Raw genomic sequence first — 24,062 nt, 5'->3', positions numbered from 1 at the left:
GAGCCCGCCGCAAGGCCGGCTTCATAGACCAGGTCGTGGGCGCCGGCCGGGTTGCCCTGGTCGACGACGATCTGCGGCACGTCGTTGGTGCCGTTGATGGTGATGGTCAGCGTTNTTGCCGGCCGCCGACCCCGCCGCAAGGCCGGCTTCATAGACCAGGTCGTGCGCGCCGGCCGGGTTGCCCTGGTCGACGACGATCTGCGGCACGTCGTTGGTGCCGTTGATGGTGATGGTCAGCGTTGCCGTGTCGGTGTCGCCGTCGGCGTCCTTCATCGTGTAGTTGAAGGTCTCTGTCAGCGTCTGGCCGACATCGAGCGCCTGCACCGCCGGATCGGCGTTGTTGAGCGTATAGGTGTAGGTGCCGTCGCCATTGGGCGCGAAGGTGCCATGCGCGCCCGTCGTCGAGCCGTCCCAGCTGACGAAGCTCGTCGGCGTGTCGGCGCCCGGCTGGTTGTTGGCGTGCACGTCGTTGGTCAGCACATTGCCGTTGACCGGCGCAACCGCGTCCTCGCTGATGGAGTTGGTGTCGTTGACCGCATTGGGCACGTCGTCGACGATNGCCGCCGGGGCTGACGAGGAGGTGCCGTCCGACACGGTGAGCGAGAAGGTCTCGGTCTCGGTGACGGCGGGAACGTCCGTGGTCGGACTGGTCAGCGTGTACTGGTAGGTCGCTACGCCGGTTACCGCGTTGTAGCCGGTGATCAGCAGCGTGCCGTGGTCGCCCGGGAAGGTCGAACCGTTGAGGCTGCCGATGGCAACCGTGGTGCCGCCGATGGTGACGCTCTGGACGTCGTCGAGGCCGTCGGGGTCCGATACCGTGAAGGTGCCGGTCGCCACCGTGCTGCCGTTGCCGGCCGCCGAGNTCTGGACGTCGTCGAGGCCGTCGGGGTCCGATACCGTGAAGGTGCCGGTCGCCACCGTGCTGCCGTTGCCGGCCGCCGAACCCGCCGCAAGGCCGGCTTCATAGACCAGGTCGTGCGCGCCGGCCGGGTTGCCCTGGTCGACGACGATCTGCGGCACGTCGTTGGTGCCGTTGATGGTGATGGTCAGGGACGCCAGAGCGGTATCGCCGTCGCCGTCCGCCACAGCATAGTCGAAGCTCTCCGCCACGGTCTGGCCGGCATCCAACGCCTGTACCGCGGCAAACCCGGCCGGGTTCTGGGCCTGGGTGTAGAGCACGTATGTGTAGCTGCCGTCAGCGCCCACCGTCAGCTCGCCGTAGGTTCCTGCTACATGATGATCGGCATCGACGCCGTCCCAGGTGATCGAGCCCAAGCCGTCGGTGCCGAGGTGATCCGCGTGGCCGTCGGTTGCGTTTGCGTCGGCGCCGCCTACGCCCGTGATCACATTGCCATCTGCCGTGAGCGGCCCTTCTTCTGTGACCGAGTCCTGATCGTTGACCGCAACCGGACCATCATCCTGGAATTCGATGCTCAGGGCGACATGGGATATGGCAGTGCTGGAATCGCCGTCAAAATCGGTAATGGTGGCTTTGACGTGCAGGTCGGCGGCGACCGTGGCGATGTCGTCAAAAGCTGCCGCGCTTGACCCGTCGACATTGTGGGCGATCGGTTGATATTGCCCGATCCAGACCGCTCCGGTTGGATCGACATAAACCTTGAAGACGTCGACGCCGTTGGCAGAGCCGACGAGAACGCCGTCCGCATTTGTCGAGAGCATGATTGCCAGGCCGTCGAGTGTCTTCAGGCCCGAATCGATGTTTGCCAGCGGGTTGCCGTTCGCATCCGTCACCGCAAAGGAGAACGTCGCGTCGTCGTCCGCGCCAACCGACGCATTGAACAGGCCGAGTGCACTGGCTGAAGATTTTGCGTAACCTAGTGCGTCTGGTTCGATGACCAGGGCAGGCGGGGGCAGCGCGGTGTCGTTGGCTGGATTGGGATCCGCGGCATTGTTGACGCCGGCGGATTCGTCGTGGCTGACCCTGAAGACCTCCGTCTGCGTGGTGACGGTGGTGATCTTGGCTTCGATGCCGAAGATCTTGAACGGGTTGCCGCCAGTTAAGGTCGCATCGGTCCCGCCAGCGTTGGAATCGAAGGTAAAATCGTTGTAGTTGCCCACCTTGAGCTGGTCGAACGGTGTGCTGCCCACAACTTCGACCGTCGCACCATCCGGCACGCCGGCGAAGGCATAGCCCACCTGCACGCCGCCTTCGAAAACAGCCGTACCGGCCGTCAGCACACCGTTGATGTTCACGGTGAACGGCTCGAACGTGCCACCGTCCTTGGCGCCGATGAAAAGAATGGCATTGTGAATCTGGTGAGCCTGGGAGACGTCGATCGTGAAGCTGACCGACGACACGTCATAGGAACCACCGTCGGTGTTGGTGGGGATATTGAGGTTGTTGACGAAGTCCATCGTCACGATTTCGGGGCCAGCAAGCGGATGGGTTTCGTATCCGTCGATGATCTGGCCGTCGCCGACGCCGATCTTGGTGCCGGTGGTGTTGACGGAATTGTCGCCTTCGTTGATGTCGATGCCGCTGAGCTTGATGTCGTGATTGCCGGCGCCATCCATGCCGCGAATATCGGTGTTGCCGGCCTGAAGCGTGTAGACGATCGTTTCGGTCGTGGTTGTGGTTGTCGTGCCCGCATCCCGGGCGACGATCTGCGGAACGTCGTCGAGCACCTGGACCTTGAACGTACCAGCCGCCAGTCCGATGGTGTCGCCGTCACCGTCCATGGCGATGACGAAGGCCGAAAGATCGATACCGCCATTGGCAAGCGTATTTTCGGTGTTATCGCCCGGCAGCGTATCCAGAGTCGGATGATCGATCTGGTCGATCAGGGTGAAGACATAGGAGCCGTCCGCACCGACGGTCAGGGTGAAAACGGGACGATCCGTGCCCGCCTGATAGCCGGCGCCGGCGCCTACATCGACATAGCCGGTCAGGGTCGTGCCGTCGGAGACGATGAGGACGTTGCCGCCTTTCGAATCAAACCCCGAATCCGATGGGGTGGTTTGGGTGACAAGGCCGAAGGCCGAGCTCGCATTCGGGCCGTCAGAGCCGAAGTCGACGATTGCATTCAATGCGCCGGCAGCACCGATGGCAACAGCGGAGTTTGTTCCGGTCACTTCGCCGTCCGACTGAGGATTGTCGGCATTTCCGGTGGACTGGCTGTTGTGCAGACCGTCTTCGTCGACATTCGCGGTGACCTGGGCGGTGCCAGTAACCTTCGGCCCGTCATCGTCGAAGGAGAATGCGGAGCCTTGGCCGTTGATCAGGTCGACGGTCGCCTTCTCTGTGATGGTGTCGCCGTCGCCATCCTGGCGCGTTACCTCATATTGCAGCTGAACCTGGCCGCCATTGGTCAGCGACAGATTGAGTTCGGAATCGAACTTGTTGCCGTCGGCGCCATGGTTAAGTGCCTCATAGAGCGTGGTCTGCAGCTGCTCGGCGCCAGGCGCCCCGGTGATCGCGATGGTCAGAACCTGATCGCCATGCGTGTCGCGGCCGACGATCACTCCTCCTTCGAGGAAGAGCGTGACGGCGCCGCCGTCGGTGGCGGTGAGATTCGTGGCAAGGCCACCGGCCGGAATGCCGGTAAAGCTCAGATTCCCGGTAACGGTACCAGGACCGTCCGAACCATAGCTGCCGCCGACAGTGAACAGATTGGTCAGTCCGCCTGCTACCGCGGTGTTGACCTGCGCCAGGCCCGGACCGGCATCATCCGTGTTGGCGTTGCCGCCGGCATCTTCGGTCTCGCCGATAGCGCCATTGTAGCGATCCGCGCCAACCGTCTCGTCGAGTTCGACGGAAAGCAGGCCAGCGGCTCCATCGTGGGCGCCAACCGTTAGGCTTGGCCCATCGTCGTCGAAGGAGAATGCGGAGCCTTGGCCGTTGATCAGGTCGACGGTCGCCTTCTCGGTAATGGTGTCGCCGTCGCCGTCCTGGCGCGTTACCTCATATTGCAGCTGAACTTGGCCGCCATTGGTCAGCGACAGATTGAGTTCGGAATCGAACTTGTTGCCGTCGGCGCCATGGTTGAGCGCTTCGTAGAGCGTGGTCTGCAACTGCTCTGCGCCGGGCGCGCCGGTGATCGCAATGGTCAGGACCTGATCACCCTGCGTGTCGCGGCCGACAATCACTCCTCCTTCGAGGAAGAGCGTAATGGCCCCGCCGTCCGTGGCAATGAGATTCGTGGCAAGGCCACCGGCCGGAATGCCGGTGAATGCCAACTGCGCGGTCGTGCTGCCTGGCCCGTCGGCACCGTAGACGCCGCCAACGGCGAACAGCGAAGAAAGGCCACCCGCCAGGCCGGTTGTCACCTGGGCCAGGCCAACCCCGTCATCGGTGTTGGCGTTGCCGCCGGCATCTTCAGTCTCGCCGCTATTGTAGCGGTCGCCGCCGACCGTCTCGTCGAGTTCGACTGAAAGCAACTGTGCCGCTTGCGCGGTTGCCTGGACCGAAAGCGTTGGGCCGTCGTCCAGCACACCAATATTGAGGGTCGCGGTGGCCGGATCATTGTCTGTGTCTGTAACCACGACGGCAAAGCTGTCGGAAACCCCCTCGGTCGTTCCGGTCGATGAGTTGTCGTGATGATCAAGAGTGTTGTCGGCAAGGGTATAAATCCAGCTATAGCCGTTCGTAGGATTGCCGGTGACCACGAGCGTGCCGTATTGCCCGGCAACGCTGCCGCCGTTGGTCACGTCCACACCGTCAATGACAAGCGTCCCGATGCCATCACCCGAGACGATGTTGAAGGTCCCTGAAACCTGCTCGGCGGTGCTGGCCGGGTCCGTCCCGTCGGAAAGCGCGGCCTCGTTGACGACAAATCCGGAGCCAATGTCGATTGTCGGCGTCGTATCTTCTTCCCTGACCCCGATCGTCAGCTCACGCGGCTCCAGCCGTCCAAATTGCAGGTCCGTCGGCGGCAACAATGCGGAAAGATCGAAGCCGTCGCCGATACCACCTAGGGGAATGGTGAAGTCGCCGCCGGCACTGCCTGGGGCGCCGCCCGGGCCTGCCGAGATCGAACCATCGGCACCGAAGGCGACATCGACGTGGCTCGCTTCAAGAGCGGCCAGCAAGGCCACGCGCGGAACTTCGACATCACCGATGATGAAGGTCGGCACGTTGAGCGCGCCATCCTTGATGAGGATGACTGAACCGTCGGCCTGTTCCAGCAACAGATTGTGGCCGTCGACCTTGATGTTGTCGATGGAGACGTCCGCCGGAAGCTTCACGATGTTGCTGGCGTCGGCCACGTATTCATGCGGCGCGGCTGCCGCCGGCGCTTTCGCCTCCGCGGGTGCTGCCGGCTGAACGGGTGCGCCACTGCCGACATCGACCGGCACCGGCTCGGCAGGCGCCGCCTGAGCGGCCTGCGCTACCTGGATGCCTGCCTGCGATGGCGAGCCGCCATGTTCATGTGAAGAGTGCTCGTCCCAAGAATTCGAGACGGTATCCAAATCGTTACTGGTCGTCATCGCCAAACCCCTCCGGCATTTCCCGGATAGAGACAGTGACGACTTCTGCTTTGCAACTGTCCCGCAATCAATTTCATATATCCCGGTATGCAAGTCTCGGCATTTTTTACGTGTGGTAAACCCGGAAGATATAATCTGATATACATTGGCCGCGCCGCGCTTCGTTTGATATCCGCCGGCTGAGCTGGATTGGTAAACAGAAGTATAAATTTGAATAAAGTTTTACACAAAATACGTATTCCCGATTGAAGGAAACTTATCCACCTTCCTTTCCAGTAATTTGAGACAAGATTGGTACCGTCCACAGTCAAGAGGTGGGCGTCATGAAAAAAGAAAAATCTGCCCTGGGAATAACCGGGCTCAGGCTCCTCCTGCTGGCAATGGCGATCGCAAGCCTGCCGCAGCCATCATCCGCGAAAGCAATTGCCGTGAATGCCGGCGCTGCCGCTGGAGTTCTGGCGGCGGTCGAAACCCCGTCCAGTCTCGGCGGCGTTTCGCTGGCTCGGCCGCAACCATGGCAGCCGGTTTCAGCCTACCGGATCGGCATGATTTTCAGCAGCTATGGTCCTGTTGCCGTTGATGAAAAGCGTGGTTCTTCGATCGCGCCGCCCGCCGCCGGGATCGACCTGATCCAGACGGCGGCGATCATTCCCGGCGTGTTCGGTTCTGTTGCCCTGTCGATGCGCAATTTCCCGGTTTCGGCGCGCTGGGCGCCGGTCTACAAGGCAATTGTCGACTGTACCGCGAGCAGCGCGTGCGAACGCAAGAACAGCGCCTTTGCCGAGATAGTCAAGGCAGCCGGGAACAAGCGCTTCATCGACAAGTTGTCCTTCGTCAACTCAAGTATAAATCGCGCCATCGCCTACAAGAAGGACAGCGTGGTTTACGGCAAGCTCGACTACTGGGCCAAGCCCCGGGAAATCCTTGAGCGGCGGGCAGGGGACTGTGAGGATTTCGCCATCCTCAAGATGGCCGCGCTGCTGCATGCAGGCATCCCGGCGCAGAGCATGTCGCTGGTCGTCTTGCAGGATCGCAAGCGCGGTTTCTTTCATGCCGTGCTGTCGGTCAGCACCGGCAGCGGCGTCTTCATTCTCGACAGTTTGAGCAATGTAGTTTCCCGCGACACAGACCTGCCGACCTACGTGCCGCTGTATTCGTTCAGCACCGATCGCGCGTGGATCCATGGCGCGAAGACCGGTTCTGCTCAAATGGCCGATATCAAGGGCGGCCTTTCGACGGTCGCGCCTGGTGAAGGTGTGCAGCCGTAAGCTCCCATCAGAGAGTCTTGAGCGCTCTATCTCTTGTTTGACGCAATTTTCCACGGAAACCGCTCACACTTTTCCCGGAATTGCTCTAGCCGCCGAAGACGAACGCCATCAGCAGTTCCGGCTCGACCACCGGCGCCCGCACCGCGCTCAGTTGACCGCGGTAGCGGCGGTCGCCGGCGCCTATGACGAAACCGGTCGCGACCGGCGTCTCGCCATTGGCGTCGAGCCTGGCGAATATGTCGGCGACATTGAGGTCCAGCGCCAGCTTGAGATCCTGGCGCGCGTCCTCGTTCGGCGCCACCGGCAATTGCCGCCGCACCAGTTGCTGGAACGGCGCATTGAAGGTCAGGATCTTCTTCGACGATGCCAGGGCAAAGGCCGGCGAGGGACAGGCGACGAGAATGGCGCTGATGGTCTTGATCGACGCGAGCCTCTGCAAGGTGAGGTTTTGGTCGGCCAATCCACGCATGCAGGCTACGCGAATTGCCGATGTCAGGTTTCCGGCGTTGGCGTGGCTCTCTGCAATTTCCTCGATCAGTGTGCCGATCGTGCATTTGCGGCTTTCCGCCATCTGCTTCAGCGATGTCCAGAACGCCCGTTCCAGACGAATGCCGCGGCGCGTGCCGCCACGCGCCACAACCCGGAACTCGAGACCGAAATCCTCACTCGCCAGCGGTGGCAGCAGCCGGTCGCGATCGACCGGGCGGGAGATCGCACTATCGCTCACTCATTGCCTCCTCCCGCGCCTTGTTGATTGGTTTCAGAAGGTAGGTGAGAATCGTTTTGCGTCCGGTCTTGATGTCGACCGAACAGATCATGCCGGGGATGATCGAATAGGTCTTGCCGTCGCGTGTCAGGGTCGATTTGTCGGTGGCGACACGCACCTGATAGTACGGTTCGCCGGTCTTCTGGTCGACAAGGCTGTCGGCAGTGATGTTCGACACCTTGCCTTCGATGCCGCCGAAGATCGAGAAGTCATAGGCGGTCACCTTGATCAGGGCATCCTGGCCCGGCCGGATGAAGGCGACGTCCCGCGGTGAGACCCGGGCTTCGACCAGCAGGGTCTCGGACGTCGGCACGATACCCGCGACGACCGCGCCGGGCTGGACGAAGGCGCCGACCGTGTTGATGTCAAGCGTGTTGACGATACCATCGACAGGCGAACGGATATCGGTACGCGCCACCTTGTCGGTGGCACCGCGTATCGTCTCGTCCACCACCGAGAGATCGGCCAGCGCCTGCGTCAGATCGCTGAGCGCTTCCTGTTGCAGCTGCAGGCCAAGTTCGTCGACCTGAAGCTTGGCTTCCGTGATGGCAGACCTGGCTTTCTTGATGGTCTCTCCGGCAAGCGTCAGCTGACCATTGAGCTCGGTCTGCTCGCGCTCGACGCGGAGCTGCTCGGTTCGCGCCATCAGGCCTTTCTTGACCATCGCTTCGACCAGCTTCGCCTCCTGGTCGCTGACGGCCAGGTTCTTGGTGAGGCGATCGGCATTGGCGTTGGCTTCGTCGAGTTCCTTCTCACGCTGATCGAGCCGCGACTTTAGAACCGACAGTTTGACTTCGAAGTTGTCGCGCCGCGCGATTAGCAGCTTCTGCTCGTTGTCGCAGATTTCCGGCGCCACCTTCTGGATCTCGGACGGACAGGGAAACGCGCCCTCGAGGCTGCCGGTCTGTTCGAATTGGAGCCGTGCAATGCGCGTCTGCAGCGCCCGCGCCTTGGCCTGCTGCTCGCCAAGGCTGGAAGTGTTGAAGGTGTTGTCGAGACGAATGATGAGGTCATTCTTCTTGACGACCTGACCGATCGTCACGGCGATTTCCTGAACCACGCCCGGCTCGCTGGCCTGGATGATCTGGGTCTTCGACGCCGGTATGATCTTGCCGTCGCCGCGTGCGATTTCATCGACCTCGGCGAAGGATGCCCAGGCCACCGAACTCGCAAAAAGCGCTCCGATAATGAATATCGAAGCCGACGCAAAAAGCGGCGGACGGTCTTCCCTGGCTAGCATTTACCACGTCCCAACGTGCTGTGTTCACGCATAATTCTGTTCGTCAGGCGCTTGTTTTCTGCAGCGCTTGTATCACTTGGTCTTTCGGTCCATCGGCAACGATCTTGCCCTGCTCGATGACGATCAGGCGGTCGGCCAGCTCGAGCATGCTGAAGCGGTGCGTCGATACGATCAGGGTCGTGTTGCGATCGAAAGCCACTTTGAGCTGCTTGATCAGCTGGCGCTCGGAAGCCAGATCCATCGAGCCGGACGGCTCGTCCAGGAACACGATTTTCGGTTTGGTCAGCAACAGGCGGGCAATTGCCATTGTCTGCCTCTGACCGCCCGAGAGATTGGTGCCGCGCTCGCCGACATTCATGTCGTAGCCTCGCGGATGGCGGGAGACGAAGTCGTCGACGCCGGCAGCCTTGGCCGCCTCGACGATCTGCTCATCGGTCGCCTCCGGGCACGCCATCAGGAGATTTTCCTTGATGGTGCCGGAAAATAGATCGTTGGCTTGCGCGACGATCCCGACCGCGGCGCGAACCTCCGATGGGTGGTATTGGCGGATGTCGATCCCGTCCAGCAGCAGCTCGCCGGAGGTCGGCAGGAAAAGCCTGCCGATCAGCCTCCCCATGGTCGTCTTTCCCGAGCCTATGCGGCCGATGATGCCAATCCGCTCACCGGGCTTCACCGAGAAATTCAGGCCGGTCAGCACTTCGTTTTCGGAACCCGGGTAGACAAAGCCGACATTCCTGAATGCCATTGCACCGTTGCGAATGGGGCGGTTGACGAAACCAACCGTGTCCGGCCGATCCTCAGGCTGCGCCATGATCGAATTCACCATTCGCAGGGACAGCATCGCCTGGCGAAGTCTGGACAAGGTGATCGCAATCTGCCCAAGCGGGGCCACCGCCCGGCCCGCCAGCATGACGGTGCCGATGATGGCGCCGGTCGAGACATGCCCTTCCGAAAAGGCATAGGCGCCGGCCACGATCAAAGCGACGGTGACCATCTGCTGGATGGCTTGCGTTATGTTGCCGGCGGCAGCCGAAAGCTGTTTGATCTTCTCGGACGTGTTGGATGCGTTCTTGGAATGCTCCGCCCATTTTCGCAGAAGGTACGCCTCTGCCCGCAGCGATTTGATCGTTTCCAGCGTGGAGATGGATTCCACCAGCAGGGCCTGGCGCTGCGAAGCCTCGTTCATGGAAGCGGCAACGCGTTTGCCGATGCGCCGTTGCGTGATCAGCCCGACGATCACCGAGGCGACAAAGGCAATGGCCGGTATGACGACCAGCCAACCGCCTATCGCATAGATGACAAGAAGAAAGACGAAGACGAAGGCTGTGTCGATGAAGACGCTGATGGTGTTCGACGTGAAAAACTCGCGCACGAACTCGTACTGGGTCACCCGATTTGCATATTCGCCGGTTGAGCCGGGCCTTGCCGACAAGGACGAGTTCAGCACCTTCTCGAAAAGCATATAGGAGATGCGAAGATCGGCCTTGCGCCCGGCATAGTCGATCAGTGACGCTCTGGCGGTCTTCAAGAGCAGGTCGAACAGAATGACCGCGCCGATCCCGATCGACAGCACCCAGAGCGTCGATATCGCCTTGTTCGGCAAGATCCTGTCGTAGACGTTCATGGTGAAGATCGGTGAGGCAAGAGCCAGCAGATTGATGAATACCGCCGACAGGATGACCTTCGAATAGGTGCGCCAGAACGGCCCCATCGTGCCGGTCAGCCAATGTCGCCGCTCGATCTTGGCCGCCGAACCGACGCTCGTCGCCTCTACTGCGTTGGCATAGGTTATCGAGAAGGAAACGCCGCCACTAATATAACTTCCGGAAAACTCGGATTTGCTAATTGTCGTGCGCCCGTCTTCCTGGGGAGCGGTCGTAAATCCACCGTCCTCGGTCTGGGCAAGCAGCGCAACCGGCAACTGGCTGACGCGAAACAGAATGGCGGGAAGGTCGATGCGTCCGCGAAGAAAGTCGCGATGGCTGAATTCCGTGATTTCAAGACCGATGCGTTCGGCAAGATGCCGGATGGCGTCGATATCGATGCGGGTGTCTGACAGCGGCACGCCGGCAAACAGCACGGTCTCGGAACTCGGCCTGCCGAGGTACCCGGCAACAGCGGAGAAGCAGGCCTTGAACGCCTCTTTTGGGGAGAGGATTTTGGGTTGTGGGTTCACGATCGGCCCGCAGGACTATCGTTCGTCCTTGACCTTCCTACTTCTTTCTTACCGGTGCGAGGATGTCGAAAGGCAGATCGTTCGTCTGCTCCGACGGCGTGCGCGCATACGTTTCGGTGTCGGCCGTTTCAGGCGCATTGAACTCGGCCTTGGCATAGGCGGTGGCCTGTTTTGCCGGCTGAAGATTCATGGTCTTCAGCAACTGCCCGGTTGCCGCCAGCAGCCGGTACTGCGCGAAAAGCGACGCGTAGGATGCGGTGTCGGCAAGCGTAGCTGTGTTGAACCGCGTGTTCTGCGCGTCGAGCACGTCGAGCAGCGAGCGCTGTCCGACCTTGAACTGCTCGCGATAGGACGCCACCAGCCTTTCGTTGGCGGCAGCCTGAAGCTTCAATGTCTTTGCCAGATCGGCCTGCCGGAAGCGGCGATCCCATGACGTACGGACGGCTTCCTCGATCTCGCGCAGAACCTGGTGCAGCACAAGGCGCTGCTCGCTGGTGCGGCGGACCTGCTCTTGCTCGTTGGCTTTGTCGATGCCGCCGCGATAGAGGTTCCAGCGCACCACCAGCCGCGCCTGCAGGTCGCTGGCGTCGCCATCGTCGCCGTCGATGTCATAGCCGCCGCGGGCGCGGCCTTCGGCGATGACGGAGGGCCCGAATTTCGCCCGCGCCGCATCCACCAGGGAGGCGGCGGCGTCGATATCGCTGTTGGCCATGTGGACGCGCGGATTGTTCTGTCGCGCCAGCCCTAGCGCGTCGTCGAGCGACCTTGGCAGCGCGCTCGAGACATCGCCTGGCCTTGACGCGTTGGTCAGCGGCTTACCGACCGTCTTGAAGAACCGTATCTTGGAAGCCTCCAGTTCTTCGGTCGCCTCCTGCATACGTGCCTTGGCAGCGAACAGCCGCTCCTCGGCCTGCTGGCGATCAGCCTCGTTCAACGCGCCGCCTGCAATACCTTGCCGGATGTCGCCGAGGATTGCCTGGTGAAAGCCCAGATTCTTCTTCGCTTCTGAAACGATCGAAGCCTGCAGCATGTATTCGAGATAGTCCTGGACGACAGACAGTCCAATGAATTCAGACCGTTCCAGCACCCGGAACGATGCACCGTCGACCCGCGACGCCTGACGGTTCAGTTCCGCCCGCCTTGCGCCGCTGTCATAAAGCGTCTGCGTGACAACGACATCGGCTTCCGCTGGATAGAGCGCGTCATCCTCTATCGACAGCGAACGCCGGGAGGAATTGTCGAGACGACGAACCCCCGCCGACGCCTCGACATCGACGCTGGGAAGATAAAGTCCCTTCGCTTGGCGTAGTTCGAATTCGATTGCTTCGCGGTTTTCGATCGCTTGGCCAATTTCGGGGTTGGACTCCACCGCAACCGCCATCGCCTCCTGGAGAGTGAGCGCGTGAGCATTCCCACAACTCAATATGGCGACCGTCGTCAGCAGGCCGAGGCGCTTGCCTATCGCCGACATAGATGTCGTATTCATTTCACCCCACCCCAACGTTCCCCTGCGCCATTATTGCCAGGCGTTACAACTCAACCGTGATTGTTCACAAATTTGCAAAATATGGGAGCACTTATTGATTTAGTGACCGCTAAAACGCTGAATTCAAGCAAAATTCTATAGAATGTCGCAAAAATGGCACATAAAATACCCACTGCGGTTTTTGGGTAACAGCCGTCCGAGTTTGAACAGGCAAGCGAAACCGCTCCGGGAAGGAGGACCGCAAGGCCACCTTATGACCTATTTGCTCCTGATGGCTTGACTATTTCTGGGTGTACTTTTTCAGCGAGGTGACCGACAACATTTTGGTTGGCAGCTACAATCGGCAGGATAGGCCAGCGTGCCAGCATAGGGCTCGTATGACGGCCGATCAACGGGTGGGTCAACCGAAGAGGTGACGGTACTTTTTGAGGCGGTTCGGTAGGCCATCGAATGCCGCAAGGTCCAAAAATCGCTCGATTGATCCCATAGCTGGTGAAACCTCAAAATATTTCTTGCGGCGATTTTCCGTTAAAATCAAAAGCGTAATTTTTTGACGGTTCTAGTGTCGGCCTTTCGCAGCTCAGAAAAAAATTTGACTGTAACGAGTCATACGCTGTTTAAACGATGCGGAACGAAGTGGTCGGTAGCGCCACCACTTTGCGGGACGACATACGAGAGTTGCAGGACGAGCGGTCAAACATCGAGGGGCCGCCGGCTCGTTAGATACCGCTACTCGTTCTTCCGCGCCATTCCAACAGGCTGAACTCGAGGCAAGTGAGCCCGTCCTGGTCCGGCGCCTCGACTCGTAAATCCATTCCACCGATTACAACTGCCTGCAAGCTGCCGCTTGTTTGTTACTTCCCAAGTCTCATCGGCATATCGAGGCGCTAGACCGTCGGCTGGTCGCGCGCTGTTGCCGCAGCTGCCGATCTGCAACCGTCCCCATTTCCGCCGTTCTGGACCCTGTCTCCCAACGTTTGCAAAACGAGGTCAGCTATGGTCGGCAGTTTGGGGTCGCGGGAGCATACGGAATGATACGGGACCTTTCAGATTTTGGCCCACCAAAATTCAGCAAAATCAACAGTTTCCGTTCGCCCTCCGGGCCCACCAATAACTCACGGCTTACGCCGAACTCTTTGTTTTGTGATCGCATCCGCGAAAAAGCGCTCTGCCGTCAAAGCCTTTCCCCACCTCTCGATGAGTTCCGCAAGCTGCTGCTGGCTATCGGCGGATCGTTGATGCGCAACTGTGACGGCGGTCGTTACCGTGGCTCGAGTGTCAGCAGATGTGGTAAGGCTGATTGTCGACGAGTAGCAGAGGGGTCCAGCGACAATGACTTTGAGACGAACCAGAGCTTACGGCGGATCCGGCTTGGTTCTGGCGGTTTGCACTGTATTGGCTTGGCAAAACGCCACCGCCGCTCAAGATTGCTACGCAGCCGCGACGCCTGGCGTCAATTGGCAGGAGTGTGACAAAAAGCTTCTCATCCTAGAAGGACAGGACCTGAGCGGGGCAAACCTGTTCGGTGTTGATTTCACTTCGACCGACCTCAGGAACAGCAATCTCCTTGCGGCAAATTTTGAGAAGGCAACGCTTGTGCGCGCTTCCCTGGCCGGCTCGACCGCCAAAGGCGCCCGGTTCGACAAAATCGAGGCGTACAGGACCGACTTCAGCCATATGGACGCGCAGGGCGCCGTGTTTACGGGCGCGGAAGTGCAGCGCTCGAATTTCCAGGACGCCAATCTGGTCAATGTTGATTTCACAAAGGCGGAATTGGGGCGTGCGCAGTTCCATGACGCCGATATCAGCGGCAGCCACTTTTCGTTTGCCAATCTCGCGCGGGCGGACTTCCGAGGAGCGAAGTTCACCGCACCGATAGACTTTGAGGGCGCTTTTTTCTTTCTGACCCGTATCGAGGGCCTCGATCTATCCAATTCGGCGGGTCTGTCCCAGTGGCAGCTCAACATGGCTTGCGGGGACGCCCGGACCGAGTTGCCTTCTGGCATGACGAGGCCAGAAAATTGGCCCTGTCAATTCCAGCAGGAATAGCCCGCCCGTCCGCTTCCCGCCCAAAGGCTGCCGGGCGGCAAAGCGCCTCAATTCAGTCCTCGGCCGCGGGTCAAAGCACGACACTGCGGGACATTTCCGGCAATCTCATTTACCGGCGAACGACAACGACCAAATGGAGGACGGATGCCCAAGGTCAAAGGTGATACCGCTCTGGACAAGGAGCGCGCCAAAACAGAGAAGCTCCTCAAAAAGGTTGGATACACCGCCTTGAAGGAGGCCGGTGTGGTATCCAAGCGACCCGACCTCCCAAATCTAAAGGTTGAAAAGCGAGGGAAATAGCGCGGACACTCGCATGCTGACCTGACGAGGGCACGCCCAAAATGTAGACGTCTGCTTTGTCTTCTCAAGCTAGGAGCGTGCAGGCGGCGCTTGCGAGAACCACAAGGCGGACTGCTGGGGCCGGAAGAAGCTGTCGTATTTCCGCCCCGGTGCGATCCGATACTTCACAACTTTTTCACGTTCAATTGGGGGGCCATATCATATGAACGAAGAGACCGGCGTTCAGAAGTTGGTGCGCACGCTGCGTGCTCGAGCACCTGATGACGCAGCTGAATTGCTCGCTAGAGAGTCTCCCGAGTTCATCCGCGACACACTAAAGCTGTTGCCTGACGGGCACGCCCGTAAGGTGGCCGAGCATTTGCCACTGCATATGCGGCCCATCAGCTCTCATGATGGTAACATGGGTTTCGCGATCCCCGAGTCGCTCGTCGAGGTGATGGACCCGATCCCCGCCAGCGTTCCTGTCGGGACGACGGTTGCTGCCGCGGTGGAAGCTGTCAGAGGCGCCCAGGTGCCGACCGAGCTCACTTATCTCTACGTCACGGACAAGGGCAATAAACTGGTTGGCCTGGCGGTCCTGCGCGATCTGATGCTGAGCGAACCCGACGCGATTGTCGATCACATCATGCTGCCCAGGCCGTTCGCTCTTGATGTCGGTCTCTCTTTGAGTAACGCATGCAAGGCGGCGGTACGGCGTCACTACCCTGTGTATCCGGTGGTGGATGCGGAGAACCGGCTGCTTGGGCAGGTTCGCGGCTGGCGCTTGTTCGAGCAGCAAATCATCGAGATTTCCGCCCAGTCTGGCCAGATGGTCGGCCTCCAGAAGGAGGAGCGCTCTTTTACGCCGCTGTTTTCAGCCTTCCTGAAGCGTCATCCGTGGCTGCAGTTGAATCTCCTGACGGCCTTCATGGCCGCGTTCGTGGTCAGTTCGTTCACAGGCACGATCGAGAAGATCGTCGCTCTGGCGGCGTTTCTCCCAGTCTTGGCCGGGCAGAGCGGAAACACCGGCTGCCAGGCACTGGCTATGACGCTGCGTGGCCTTGCCCTGGGGGATGTGGACAAACGACCGAAGCTGCACTTGGTGATGAGAGAGGGCGCGCTCGCGGCCGCCAACGGCGCGCTCGTCGGCGTTGTTGCGGCTGCGGCGATGTGGTTCTATGCCTCAAGGCAACCGGCGTCGGCGGCGCAGGCGCCGATGCTGGCACTTGTGATCCTGCTTGCCATGTCCGGATCGTGCCTCATGTCCGGCATCTCCGGCGTGCTGATCCCGTTGGGCCTGCGCCGGGTAGGCGCCGATCCGGCGGTCGCCTCGGCGATCTTCCTCACCACCGTGACCGATATTGTAGGCATGGGCCTGATGCTGGGGCTGGCAACCATGCTCGTGCTCTAGCAAGCTGCGTCCGCTGACCCGTCCCCTGGAGTCGGAGGCAACAAGCTGACCTCGTCGCGTTTGAAGAAATAGCAAGACCCAGGCCGAATCGCACACGCGTCGTGAGAACACCTTTCGGCAGCTCTCCGGCCCCTTGCGAAACGCGACGGAAGGCCTTTGGAGAAGCCGTGGGTCACCTTGAAGCCTGGTGACCAGATACGCAGAATCGCCCACCCAATATTAATCTTCTCGGCTGTGCGATCCACTACTGATGAGATTTGAGTTTGTTAAGCCTTGGGCCAAATACTTCAATCACGTGCAGCAATGTTGAGAAGAGTTTTTGACAATCAGCGCAGCCGGAATAGGAATAAACCCGATATCTTGTTGCGCAGCTGCAACAGCTGCTGAGGACTCGCATAAGTCAGGCGACCGTTCAGTCGCCTTTTTCTTGCAGTCGTGCTAAATCCCTCGCACTAGTCGGGTTTGGGGTGGGTTCTCGGCATGCAATCTTCGTTTCGAACGATCTTCGGCGTCGCCGCAGCGCTGCTTTGTGCCGGCGTGTTGCCGGCCGGCGCACAAGGTCTTTTTGGGGCCTATGACGATGCGTTTGCGGCCCGCATCGCCAGTCCGGCCGACAATGGAACGCTCGCCCAATTCGTCACGGTCGCGGTCAACGCTGGGCAATACGATCAGGCGATCTCCTCGATCGAGCAGTATCTGATCCAATACCCGCGCGATGCGCGCGCCCGGCTTGCGGCCAGCCGGTTATATTATCATGTCGGGTCCTATGAATTGGCCCGGCGGCAGGTGCAGTACGGCATCGAAGTCGGAGGTCTGACCGCAAGTGAGCAACAGGAAGCTGTTCGCCTGCTCGCCCGCATCGAGCGCGCGTTGCGTGGCGTCACCTGGGAACTCGCCCTGACCGGCGGCGTATTCAGCGCATTCACCGATTTTGAGCCAGGCGGGGCGCAGGACGACGACAGCTTCGTCTCGCCTTACGGGCAGGCGGAAGGTTTTGTGCGGTGGGACCTCGGCACGCCAAGTGCCGACGCGCTCGTTCTTTCGGGGTCGTTGACCGCGACAGAGCGTCTCTTCACGGAAGACCTGTCGGTTCCGGGTGGCGAGAAGACTTTTATCCACGGCAACGCAGCGATTACCTGGGACAAGGGACTGCCCAACAGCGGGATCGATTCGCTGCGCCTGCTGCTTTCCGCGTTCACCGTTACGGATCGTTTCGACAGCGATATTTACGAAACCGGTATCGGCCTCAGTGGACGTTTCGTCGTTCGCCCGACGGTCGAGACGACGCTCTTCGCCGGTGGCGGCTACATCGATCTAAGCGCCTCGCAAGGCATTTTCGCGGATAGCAGGGTCTTCTATGAGGCAGGCGGCAGCTACCGCTTCCGCAATGGCCAGGCGCTCGGCTTGCGCTTTGTCGGCTCGAATGACTTCGCTTCCGGATCGGGCGAAATCAGCCGGAGCTATACGGGCGAGGTCCGCTATGGCGGCCTGTTGATGAAGGTACCGGATCTTTTCGCATGGTCGCACCAGATCGCCTTATCGGCCGGCCACAGCGACACTCCCGATCTGTCCGTCGGCATCGGCACAAATATCAAGAGCGACTTCTGGCGCATTGCCTCGGAAAGCGATTTTCAGCTGACGGAAGCGCAGAAGATCAGCGTTGATCTCGCCTATCGCAAAACCAACTTCGCCCTCGCCAACCGCGACCGAAAATCGTTCGAAATGCTCATGAGCTATACGTTGACGCTCAATTGAAAGAGGCCGCGATGAGGCATCATCAGATCGTCATTTTTATCGCCTGCCTCGCCTTCGCGGCACCATCCGCTGCTGAGACGGTCGGGTCGATGACGGCCTATCAGACCATCATCGTCCGCAATAACGGCGGGACGATGAACGTTGGCGCCGGCGTCGAACTCGGCGACCAGTTGCGCAGCAATCCCACCGGTCTCGGAATGCTGGTGTTCCGGGATGAATCGAGCGCCAAAATTGGTCCAAACACCAGCCTGACGATCGATGAGTTCGTCTACAATCCGGGCTCCGGGTCGGGAAAGATCGACATCGGGATGAACAGCGGCCTGGCACGTTTTTATGGCGGCCAGGTTTCGAAAGGGGGCGTCATGCAGGTTGCGACGCCGCACATGGTGCTCGGAGCGAGAGGCGGCATCATCGAAGTGCTGGTGGCAGCCGGCCAGACCGTCGGCATATTGCGCGCCGGCCGCATGACCTGCACGATCAATGGCAAACGGCTGGTCATCACGAACCCGGGCTACGCCTGCACGTCGGACGATGGCAAGCTTCTGGCCGGCTACGGCGGCATCGACGCCTTCCCGATCTTGGACAGTATCGACCGGATAGCGGGAACCGGCCTGCCGGGCGCACCGGGTCCTGGGTTGGACGTAAGCGCAATTTGTACGTCGGCTCTAGGCTCCTCGCTCAAAGTCTGCGGGTCCAGGGACGGCGCACTGCCAGGAGTGGTCATGGAATTCCCTGACAGCCCAACGCCACCTGCGGGCAGCGGGGGCCGGCGGGGCGAGTGTGAGGGTGAGGGTTGCTGCTACTATTACAACTGCGATTAGGCCTGGCTGCACGAGATGAGCCACTCGGTCGGTAGGCGCTGGGCTGATTGGCGGCAAGCCGGCAGGCGCAAAATATCCGGCCTTTTGGTCGTGCTCCTGCTGCTCGCTTGCCATTTGGCTTTTGACGGGCCGTTGTCGCGCCTGCGTGAGCGGACGTACGACTTTTATCAGTTTCTCGCCCCACGCCAGGCGACGAGCAATCCTGTCGTGATCGTCTCGATAGACGACGACAGCCTCAAGGCACATGGGCGATGGCCCTGGAACCGTGGCCTCTTGGCCGATCTGGTCGATGGCATCACGCAATCCGGCGCGGCGGTGGTCGGGCTTGCGCTGGTACTCCCCGAGGCTGACACCTCGCCTGAGGGCATGGCCGGAGACAAGCGCCTGGCAGCGGCGCTGTCCAAAAATCGAACGGCTCTTGCCGTCAGCCTGGGCAATGAAGCGACGGTTTCAGAAGCAGAACCCAAAGCCGGCTGGTCGATCGTCGGGCAAGTACCCGATACACTTCCCGGCTTCACCGGTCTTACCGGGTCGCTTGCCGAATTCTCGAACGCCGCCGCAGGCCTAGGCGTGATTCGCACCTTGCCCGATCCCGACGGCGTACTGCGCCATGTGCCGCTGCTCTGGCTTCGCAACACCCCTCAACGCGCGCAGCTGTGGCCGTCTTTCGCACTCGAGCTCCTGCGCCTTTACGCTGGACAGGACGGTTACACAGCCCGGATGAATGCAGCCGGGTTCGACGCACTCAGGATGGCAGGCGCCATTGTGCCGCTCGAGCCGGAGGGGAGCATCCGCCTCTGGGAAACCGCCACCGACACGCCTCGCCTGTCTGCCAGCACTATCCTTTCGGGCCATGGCGATCCGCGGCTGCGGGACGCCATCGCCATTGTCGACCTGTCGGCTGTGGGCCTGACGCAGTACCTGCCCACGCCGACGAGTCCAGCGCGACCAGGAGCGGAGATCCACGCCGATGCGATCGGCCAGATGCTTGCCGGGCGCTTCCTGGCAGAGCCAGCGCACGCGCGTATGCTCGAGCGGCTCTGGTTTCTCCTCAGTGCCGTCGTTTTCATCGGGGTTTCCGGAGTGCTCGCCGGGCGTGTCGTGCTTGGCGCCCTCTCCCTGGCGCTGCTGGCCGTCACGCCGTTCGTGTTCGGCGCTCTCGAGTACAGCCTGCAAGGTGCACTCTATGACCCGCTGCAGCCGGCGCTTGCAACCATCATGGTTGCGGGCTTCGAAGGCTATGTCCTCTACAGGCGCAGCGAGCAGCGCCGGTCCACCCTGACGCGACAGTTCTCCCAATATCTGTCGCCCTCCGTGGTGCAGCGCCTCGCAAGCTCGGACACCGAGGCAATCCTGTCCGGCGAGAAGCGCGAGATCACCATTTTGATCAGCGACATACGTGGCTTCACGACCATGAGCGAACAGCTCGACACCCAAGAGATCTCCAAGGTGGTCAACCATTTCCTCGGCATTGCGACCGATGAGATCCTCAAGCGCGACGGCACCATCGACAAGTTCATGGGCGATGCGGTGCTGGCCTTCTGGAACGCACCGCTAGATCAACCCGATCATCGTGAGCGTGCGCTCGACGCGGGCCTGGCCCTTATCGAGCGGGTGAGGCGCGAAGACGCCGCCTTCACCGCGGATGGCCATCGCTCCATCGAAATCGGCGTCGCCATCGAGACCGGCATCTGCTCGGTAGGCAATTTCGGCTCCGAACGGCGCTTCGATTACACCGCGATCGGCTCCCCCGTGAACCGCGCGGCACGGCTCGAATCGACGACCAAGAAGCTGGGCATCCCCCTGGTGCTTGGACCCGGCTTTGCGGCAGGAGCATCGATGCCGGTCGTCCAGGCGGGCGCCTTTGAGCTCCAGGGTTTCAAGGGCGAGGTGCCGGTTTTCACCGTTCCGGAGATGCAAGCTGCTCAACAAGGTATGAGCCGCGAAGTAGAGAGCCAACGTGGTGAGCAATCTGGCGCCCCCGCCATGGTGGTTGGTTCGCCGCCATCCGTGCAAATGGCGCCGCTTGACCTGACACCCCGAACCCGGAGCATCCGCTGATCGGATCCAGCGGATCGCAAGATGCGATTGTCACGGGCACAGACGGACATCTCGTTTCGGCGACCATCGAGGGATGCGACGGCTTGCGTCACTCGTCCTTGAAAGTCACCTTCATATGTTTGTGCACCATTGAGGCGAGGTCCTCGGCATCCCAGTTCGTTAGCCTGATGCAGCCGTGAGAGAAGGTCTTCCCGATCTTGCCGGGTTCGGGCGTGCCGTGAATGCCGTAGCTTTCGATGGAGAGGTCGATCCAGATTGATCCCACGGGATTGTTAGGGCCGGCAGCAATGGTGAAGGGCCGCTTGGTTTTGACTCCCTTGAATGCAAAATCGGGATCGTAGTGATAGGTCGGGTTGTGCACCACCCTTTGGATCTCTGCCTGCCCACTTGGTGCCGGCTTCTCGTCGCTCCCGATCGAGGCAGGGTAGACGGCAAGCGCTTTATTGGAGGGGTCGAGCACGCGCACCTGATGAGCGCCTTTGTCGACTTCGACGCCGGCAATGGTGGCGGGAGGTTCACCCCGGCCAACAGCTGGTACCAGCAGCGTGGTTCCAGCTTTCCTGAATCCGGTGCCTGGGTTTAGCCTCCTGAGCAATGGTTCGCTCACATGGAAGCGCTCCGCCAGCTTCTCGATCGAGTCGTGATAGCCAAGCCTTCTCAGGCGAGCCATCCTCTCCATGCGCCCCGGAATGCGTTTGGTGAAGGGGCCGCGTACATCTTTGCGGGTCAGTTCATAGGTGATCAGAGCTGGGCTGGTGGAGGTTGCCATCAGCTTGTCCCAAGTCGCCTGGGTGAGCTTGCCATCTGGCGCCAGTCCGTTCGACGCCTGGAAGGCCTTGACCGCCTTGGCGAAGTTCTCTCCAAGGCGGCCGTCGATGAGCCCCGGTGAGAAGCGCGCACGATCCAAAAAAATTTGCGCCTTCAGCACGGCAGGATCGAGCCCTTTCGGATCGCCGGCGGAGAATTGCGCCTGATTTACCGCGGCTAGGTCCAGCTTGGCCGCCTCCGTCCCGCCGCATGCGAAGGCGAGTGCAATGGCGAGGAGGAGAAGGAGCCTGATCATCGATTTCACTCCTTACGTTAAATCGCACCTGATCTGCTTCTATGACGCGCTGTGGCAGATCTGGTTCCATTCGCCGGTAGGGGATCATAGGCAACCAGCCTTACGCTGCCGACCGGTCCGAGACGTTTGATGCCCATGCCTTGCCCCTCACGAGAGGCGTTGCTGGCCGCGCAGATCGGCAGTGTAAAAATGGTCTGGCCATGTTGACGTGAGCTTCTACCTTCAAACTGCCCACTACCTGGACCGGCAGTCAAATGGTCTCAGGGCAGCAAGTGAGGAGATGCGCTGGGAACCGGCTTATCGGGCGGGTATTCTATTGATCTTCGGTATCGATAGATCCATGTTCCGTCGTCACTGTGATCGCGTTGTCGCCCGCGATTGCTCTAGCGTATTCGAAGCGCTCCAACTTCTGTTCTGCCGACAGGCCTTTGAACATCGCGGTGGCCGAGTTCGTGATTTTGAAGTCGCCGCAACTCGGACAGCGAAACTCCCGGATGTCGCCAACTGTCTCCGAATTAACGAGTGCCTGCTCATCTGTGATAGGGCAAATTGCGGCCATCCAAGCCATCGTGGTCCTCCGTCCTAAGGCCGTCCTCGATTACCCAAAAGGCATCGTCGAGCGCAAAATCCATTCTACCGACGCTCACCCCACTAGAGTACTCCACCGAGTAGATTGCGCTCTCCACTCTCCAACCCGGAATGTCGATTAAAGCCGAGTTCCTCGGCGAGCGATTTGCTGGTGAGCGGTAGGCGCTCTCGCTCAGGAGCCTCTCCCAAACGATCGGAGATGTTCATGTAGCGTCGGGCAGGACCGAAGGGCCGGAACGTGGCGTTTTCATCTCTTCGGCAATCACCAGTAGCGCCTCCAGAGCGACGGCGATCCCCGACATCACCGTACTTATGTCTGCGCTGCCGCCGAGCGTCGAAAGTTCGGCCGCTCGCGTTTGCATGCTTTGGCTCAGCTCTTGTAACTTCAGGCGCAGTTCGTCATCCATGTATGTTCTCCAAGCTTGACGCTGGAGGAACGCGCCTGCTTACAACCCGTTCCGCCGGTAGCCGCAGAGAACCAGAGACACCGCAGATGCTACAACTCGCGCTGTGGCGGCGCTTAGGATGGGCGGTGGATTGAGCCTCAGCGACTGACCGTCGGCAAATAGCGGATGCTTCAGTCTCGAAAAGGTGCTGGACGGCTCGATATGCACCGCCCCTTGGCCCTGGGTGCTGGTCCCATGCACAGTAAGGCCGTGCAAGTGCGCGCGGCCTCTGGGCTCAACATTCCAGTCGTCATGGTCCAAAGTTGTCCCAAGGTGGGTTCTCACCAAAGTGGGCGGCGAGAAGCGTCACGAAGCTTTGAACTTTGGCAGAAAGATGCCTTCTTGACGGGTACATCGCGTAGATCGACCGGCTTACCGGCTTGAACTGGGGCATCACTGTCTCCAGTTGGCCCGAACGAATGGCTTCTCCAACAAGGAAAGTGGGGCAAAGTACTATGCCTGCTCCACCCTGCGCCGCATCGCGCAGGAGCTGCCCGTTCGTTGCCGTCATCCGTGCAGTGATTTTTACCGCCACTTCCCCCTTTGGTCCGTCGAACCGCCATTTTCCGCGGCTGGCGCGCAACGCGTAGTCCAGACAATCATGGTCGTGGAGATCCGACGGCTTTGTGGGACGCCCGCGTCTGTCCAGATAATCGCGCGAAGCGCAGACCACCTCGCGTGAAGGCGCGATTCGGCGAGCAACCAGATTGGAAACCGTGAGTGGAGCGATGCGTACCGCGACATCCAGGCCCTCTTCCACGATGTCAACCACACGGTCGTCCAACACCAACTCAACCGACACCTCCGGGTAGACCGCGAGATATTCTGCAACGACTCTCCCAAGGTGCATCGCGCCGAAGGAGATCGGCGCGCTGACACGCAGTGAGCCGGTGGGACGTGTCTTGCTCTCGGCCGCGCTCGTACGAACTTCCTCGACATCCTCGATTATGCGCAGACTGCGCTCGTAGACGGAGGCGCCGAGCTCTGTCAGGCTTATGCGCCGGGTCGTCCGGTTGAGAAGGCGTGCGCCAAGCCACTCTTCCAGCATCTGGACATGTTTGCTCACGGCCGCTGGCGATAGTCGCATCCGCTTGGCCGCTCCAGCGAAGCTGCCTTCACCGACGACGTTGGCAAACACGGTCATGCTGGTCAGCCGGTCCAACTGCAATCACCTCTTTCATTCACGTTTCGTGAATTCACCATCC

At 60.5% G+C, this 24,062-nt stretch carries 16 protein-coding genes; 7 read left to right on the top strand and 9 right to left on the bottom strand.

Features of this window, described 5'->3' with window-relative positions:
- Positions 1 to 21: 21 nt before the first annotated feature.
- Positions 22 to 5,448 (bottom strand): VCBS domain-containing protein, encoded by a 5,427-nt coding sequence (locus X756_RS1000000168715; RefSeq protein WP_023729548.1) that lies wholly within the window; start codon positions 5,446 to 5,448, stop codon positions 22 to 24.
- A gap of 323 nt (positions 5,449 to 5,771) precedes the next feature.
- Between X756_RS1000000168715 and X756_RS154180 the strand changes: the two genes are divergently transcribed.
- Complete coding sequence (locus tag X756_RS154180; RefSeq protein ID WP_023729547.1) at positions 5,772 to 6,716, top strand: transglutaminase-like cysteine peptidase; 945 nt, start codon at positions 5,772 to 5,774, stop codon at positions 6,714 to 6,716.
- Between the two features lie 85 nt (positions 6,717 to 6,801).
- Here the strand turns inward: X756_RS154180 and X756_RS154185 are convergent, their stop codons facing one another.
- The 4 genes from X756_RS154185 to X756_RS154200 are packed head-to-tail and all read right to left on the bottom strand — an operon-like array spanning position 6,802 to position 12,384.
- The gene (locus tag X756_RS154185) at positions 6,802 to 7,443 is read right to left on the bottom strand and encodes a ribbon-helix-helix domain-containing protein (RefSeq protein ID WP_023667950.1); all 642 of its coding nucleotides are present in this window, start codon (positions 7,441 to 7,443) and stop codon (positions 6,802 to 6,804) included.
- Positions 7,433 to 8,722 (bottom strand): HlyD family type I secretion periplasmic adaptor subunit, encoded by a 1,290-nt coding sequence (locus X756_RS154190; RefSeq protein WP_023667951.1) that lies wholly within the window; start codon positions 8,720 to 8,722, stop codon positions 7,433 to 7,435. The genes X756_RS154185 and X756_RS154190 overlap by 11 nt, the downstream gene beginning before the upstream one ends.
- Before the next feature lie 43 nt (positions 8,723 to 8,765).
- Positions 8,766 to 10,898, bottom strand: coding sequence for a type I secretion system permease/ATPase (locus tag X756_RS154195; protein WP_023729546.1), 2,133 nt, complete (start codon positions 10,896 to 10,898; stop codon positions 8,766 to 8,768).
- 37 nt (positions 10,899 to 10,935) lie between these two features.
- Complete coding sequence (locus tag X756_RS154200; protein WP_023729545.1) at positions 10,936 to 12,384, bottom strand: TolC family protein; 1,449 nt, start codon at positions 12,382 to 12,384, stop codon at positions 10,936 to 10,938.
- Positions 12,385 to 13,716: 1,332 nt separating this feature from the next.
- Here X756_RS154200 and X756_RS154205 point away from each other — a divergent pair.
- The 6 genes from X756_RS154205 (at position 13,717) to X756_RS154225 (ending at position 20,760) form a co-directional block, all read left to right on the top strand.
- The gene (locus X756_RS154205; RefSeq protein WP_023691463.1) at positions 13,717 to 14,433 is read left to right on the top strand and encodes a pentapeptide repeat-containing protein; all 717 of its coding nucleotides are present in this window, start codon (positions 13,717 to 13,719) and stop codon (positions 14,431 to 14,433) included.
- A gap of 144 nt (positions 14,434 to 14,577) precedes the next feature.
- Positions 14,578 to 14,733 carry a hypothetical protein gene (locus X756_RS1000000168710; RefSeq protein WP_023681074.1) on the top strand — a complete coding sequence of 52 codons (156 nt, stop codon included), beginning with the start codon at positions 14,578 to 14,580 and terminating at the stop codon, positions 14,731 to 14,733.
- Between the two features lie 202 nt (positions 14,734 to 14,935).
- Entirely contained in the window at positions 14,936 to 16,123 is a 1,188-nt protein-coding gene (locus X756_RS154210; protein ID WP_031238117.1) for a magnesium transporter, read from the top strand.
- A 537-nt stretch (positions 16,124 to 16,660) separates the two neighbouring features.
- Positions 16,661 to 17,878 carry a tetratricopeptide repeat protein gene (locus X756_RS154215; RefSeq protein ID WP_198020010.1) on the top strand — a complete coding sequence of 406 codons (1,218 nt, stop codon included), beginning with the start codon at positions 16,661 to 16,663 and terminating at the stop codon, positions 17,876 to 17,878.
- Between the two features lie 11 nt (positions 17,879 to 17,889).
- Positions 17,890 to 18,699 carry a FecR domain-containing protein gene (locus X756_RS154220; protein ID WP_023729542.1) on the top strand — a complete coding sequence of 270 codons (810 nt, stop codon included), beginning with the start codon at positions 17,890 to 17,892 and terminating at the stop codon, positions 18,697 to 18,699.
- A gap of 90 nt (positions 18,700 to 18,789) precedes the next feature.
- On the top strand, positions 18,790 to 20,760 hold the full coding sequence (locus X756_RS154225) for an adenylate/guanylate cyclase domain-containing protein (RefSeq protein WP_198020009.1): 1,971 nt from the start codon (positions 18,790 to 18,792) through the stop codon (positions 20,758 to 20,760).
- An 88-nt stretch (positions 20,761 to 20,848) separates the two neighbouring features.
- Here X756_RS154225 and X756_RS154230 read toward each other — a convergent pair whose 3' ends face one another.
- The 4 genes from X756_RS154230 to X756_RS154245 all read right to left on the bottom strand — a co-directional run bounded on the left by X756_RS154230 (position 20,849) and on the right by X756_RS154245 (position 24,019).
- Complete coding sequence (locus X756_RS154230; protein WP_023729540.1) at positions 20,849 to 21,823, bottom strand: L,D-transpeptidase; 975 nt, start codon at positions 21,821 to 21,823, stop codon at positions 20,849 to 20,851.
- Positions 21,824 to 22,136: 313 nt separating this feature from the next.
- Complete coding sequence (locus X756_RS154235; protein ID WP_023699977.1) at positions 22,137 to 22,391, bottom strand: hypothetical protein; 255 nt, start codon at positions 22,389 to 22,391, stop codon at positions 22,137 to 22,139.
- Positions 22,392 to 22,614: 223 nt separating this feature from the next.
- On the bottom strand, positions 22,615 to 22,818 hold the full coding sequence (locus X756_RS154240) for a hypothetical protein (RefSeq protein WP_023667962.1): 204 nt from the start codon (positions 22,816 to 22,818) through the stop codon (positions 22,615 to 22,617).
- A gap of 289 nt (positions 22,819 to 23,107) precedes the next feature.
- Positions 23,108 to 24,019, bottom strand: a complete 912-nt coding sequence (locus X756_RS154245) for a LysR family transcriptional regulator (RefSeq protein WP_023729539.1) — start codon at positions 24,017 to 24,019, stop codon at positions 23,108 to 23,110.
- Between the last annotated feature and the right edge of the window lie 43 nt (positions 24,020 to 24,062).

Source organism: Mesorhizobium sp. LNJC405B00 (assembly GCF_000502615.1).
GTDB lineage: Bacteria > Pseudomonadota > Alphaproteobacteria > Rhizobiales > Rhizobiaceae > Mesorhizobium.
The sequence above is the reverse complement of the archived record's forward strand: the minus strand, read 5'-3'. Positions and strand labels throughout refer to the sequence as shown.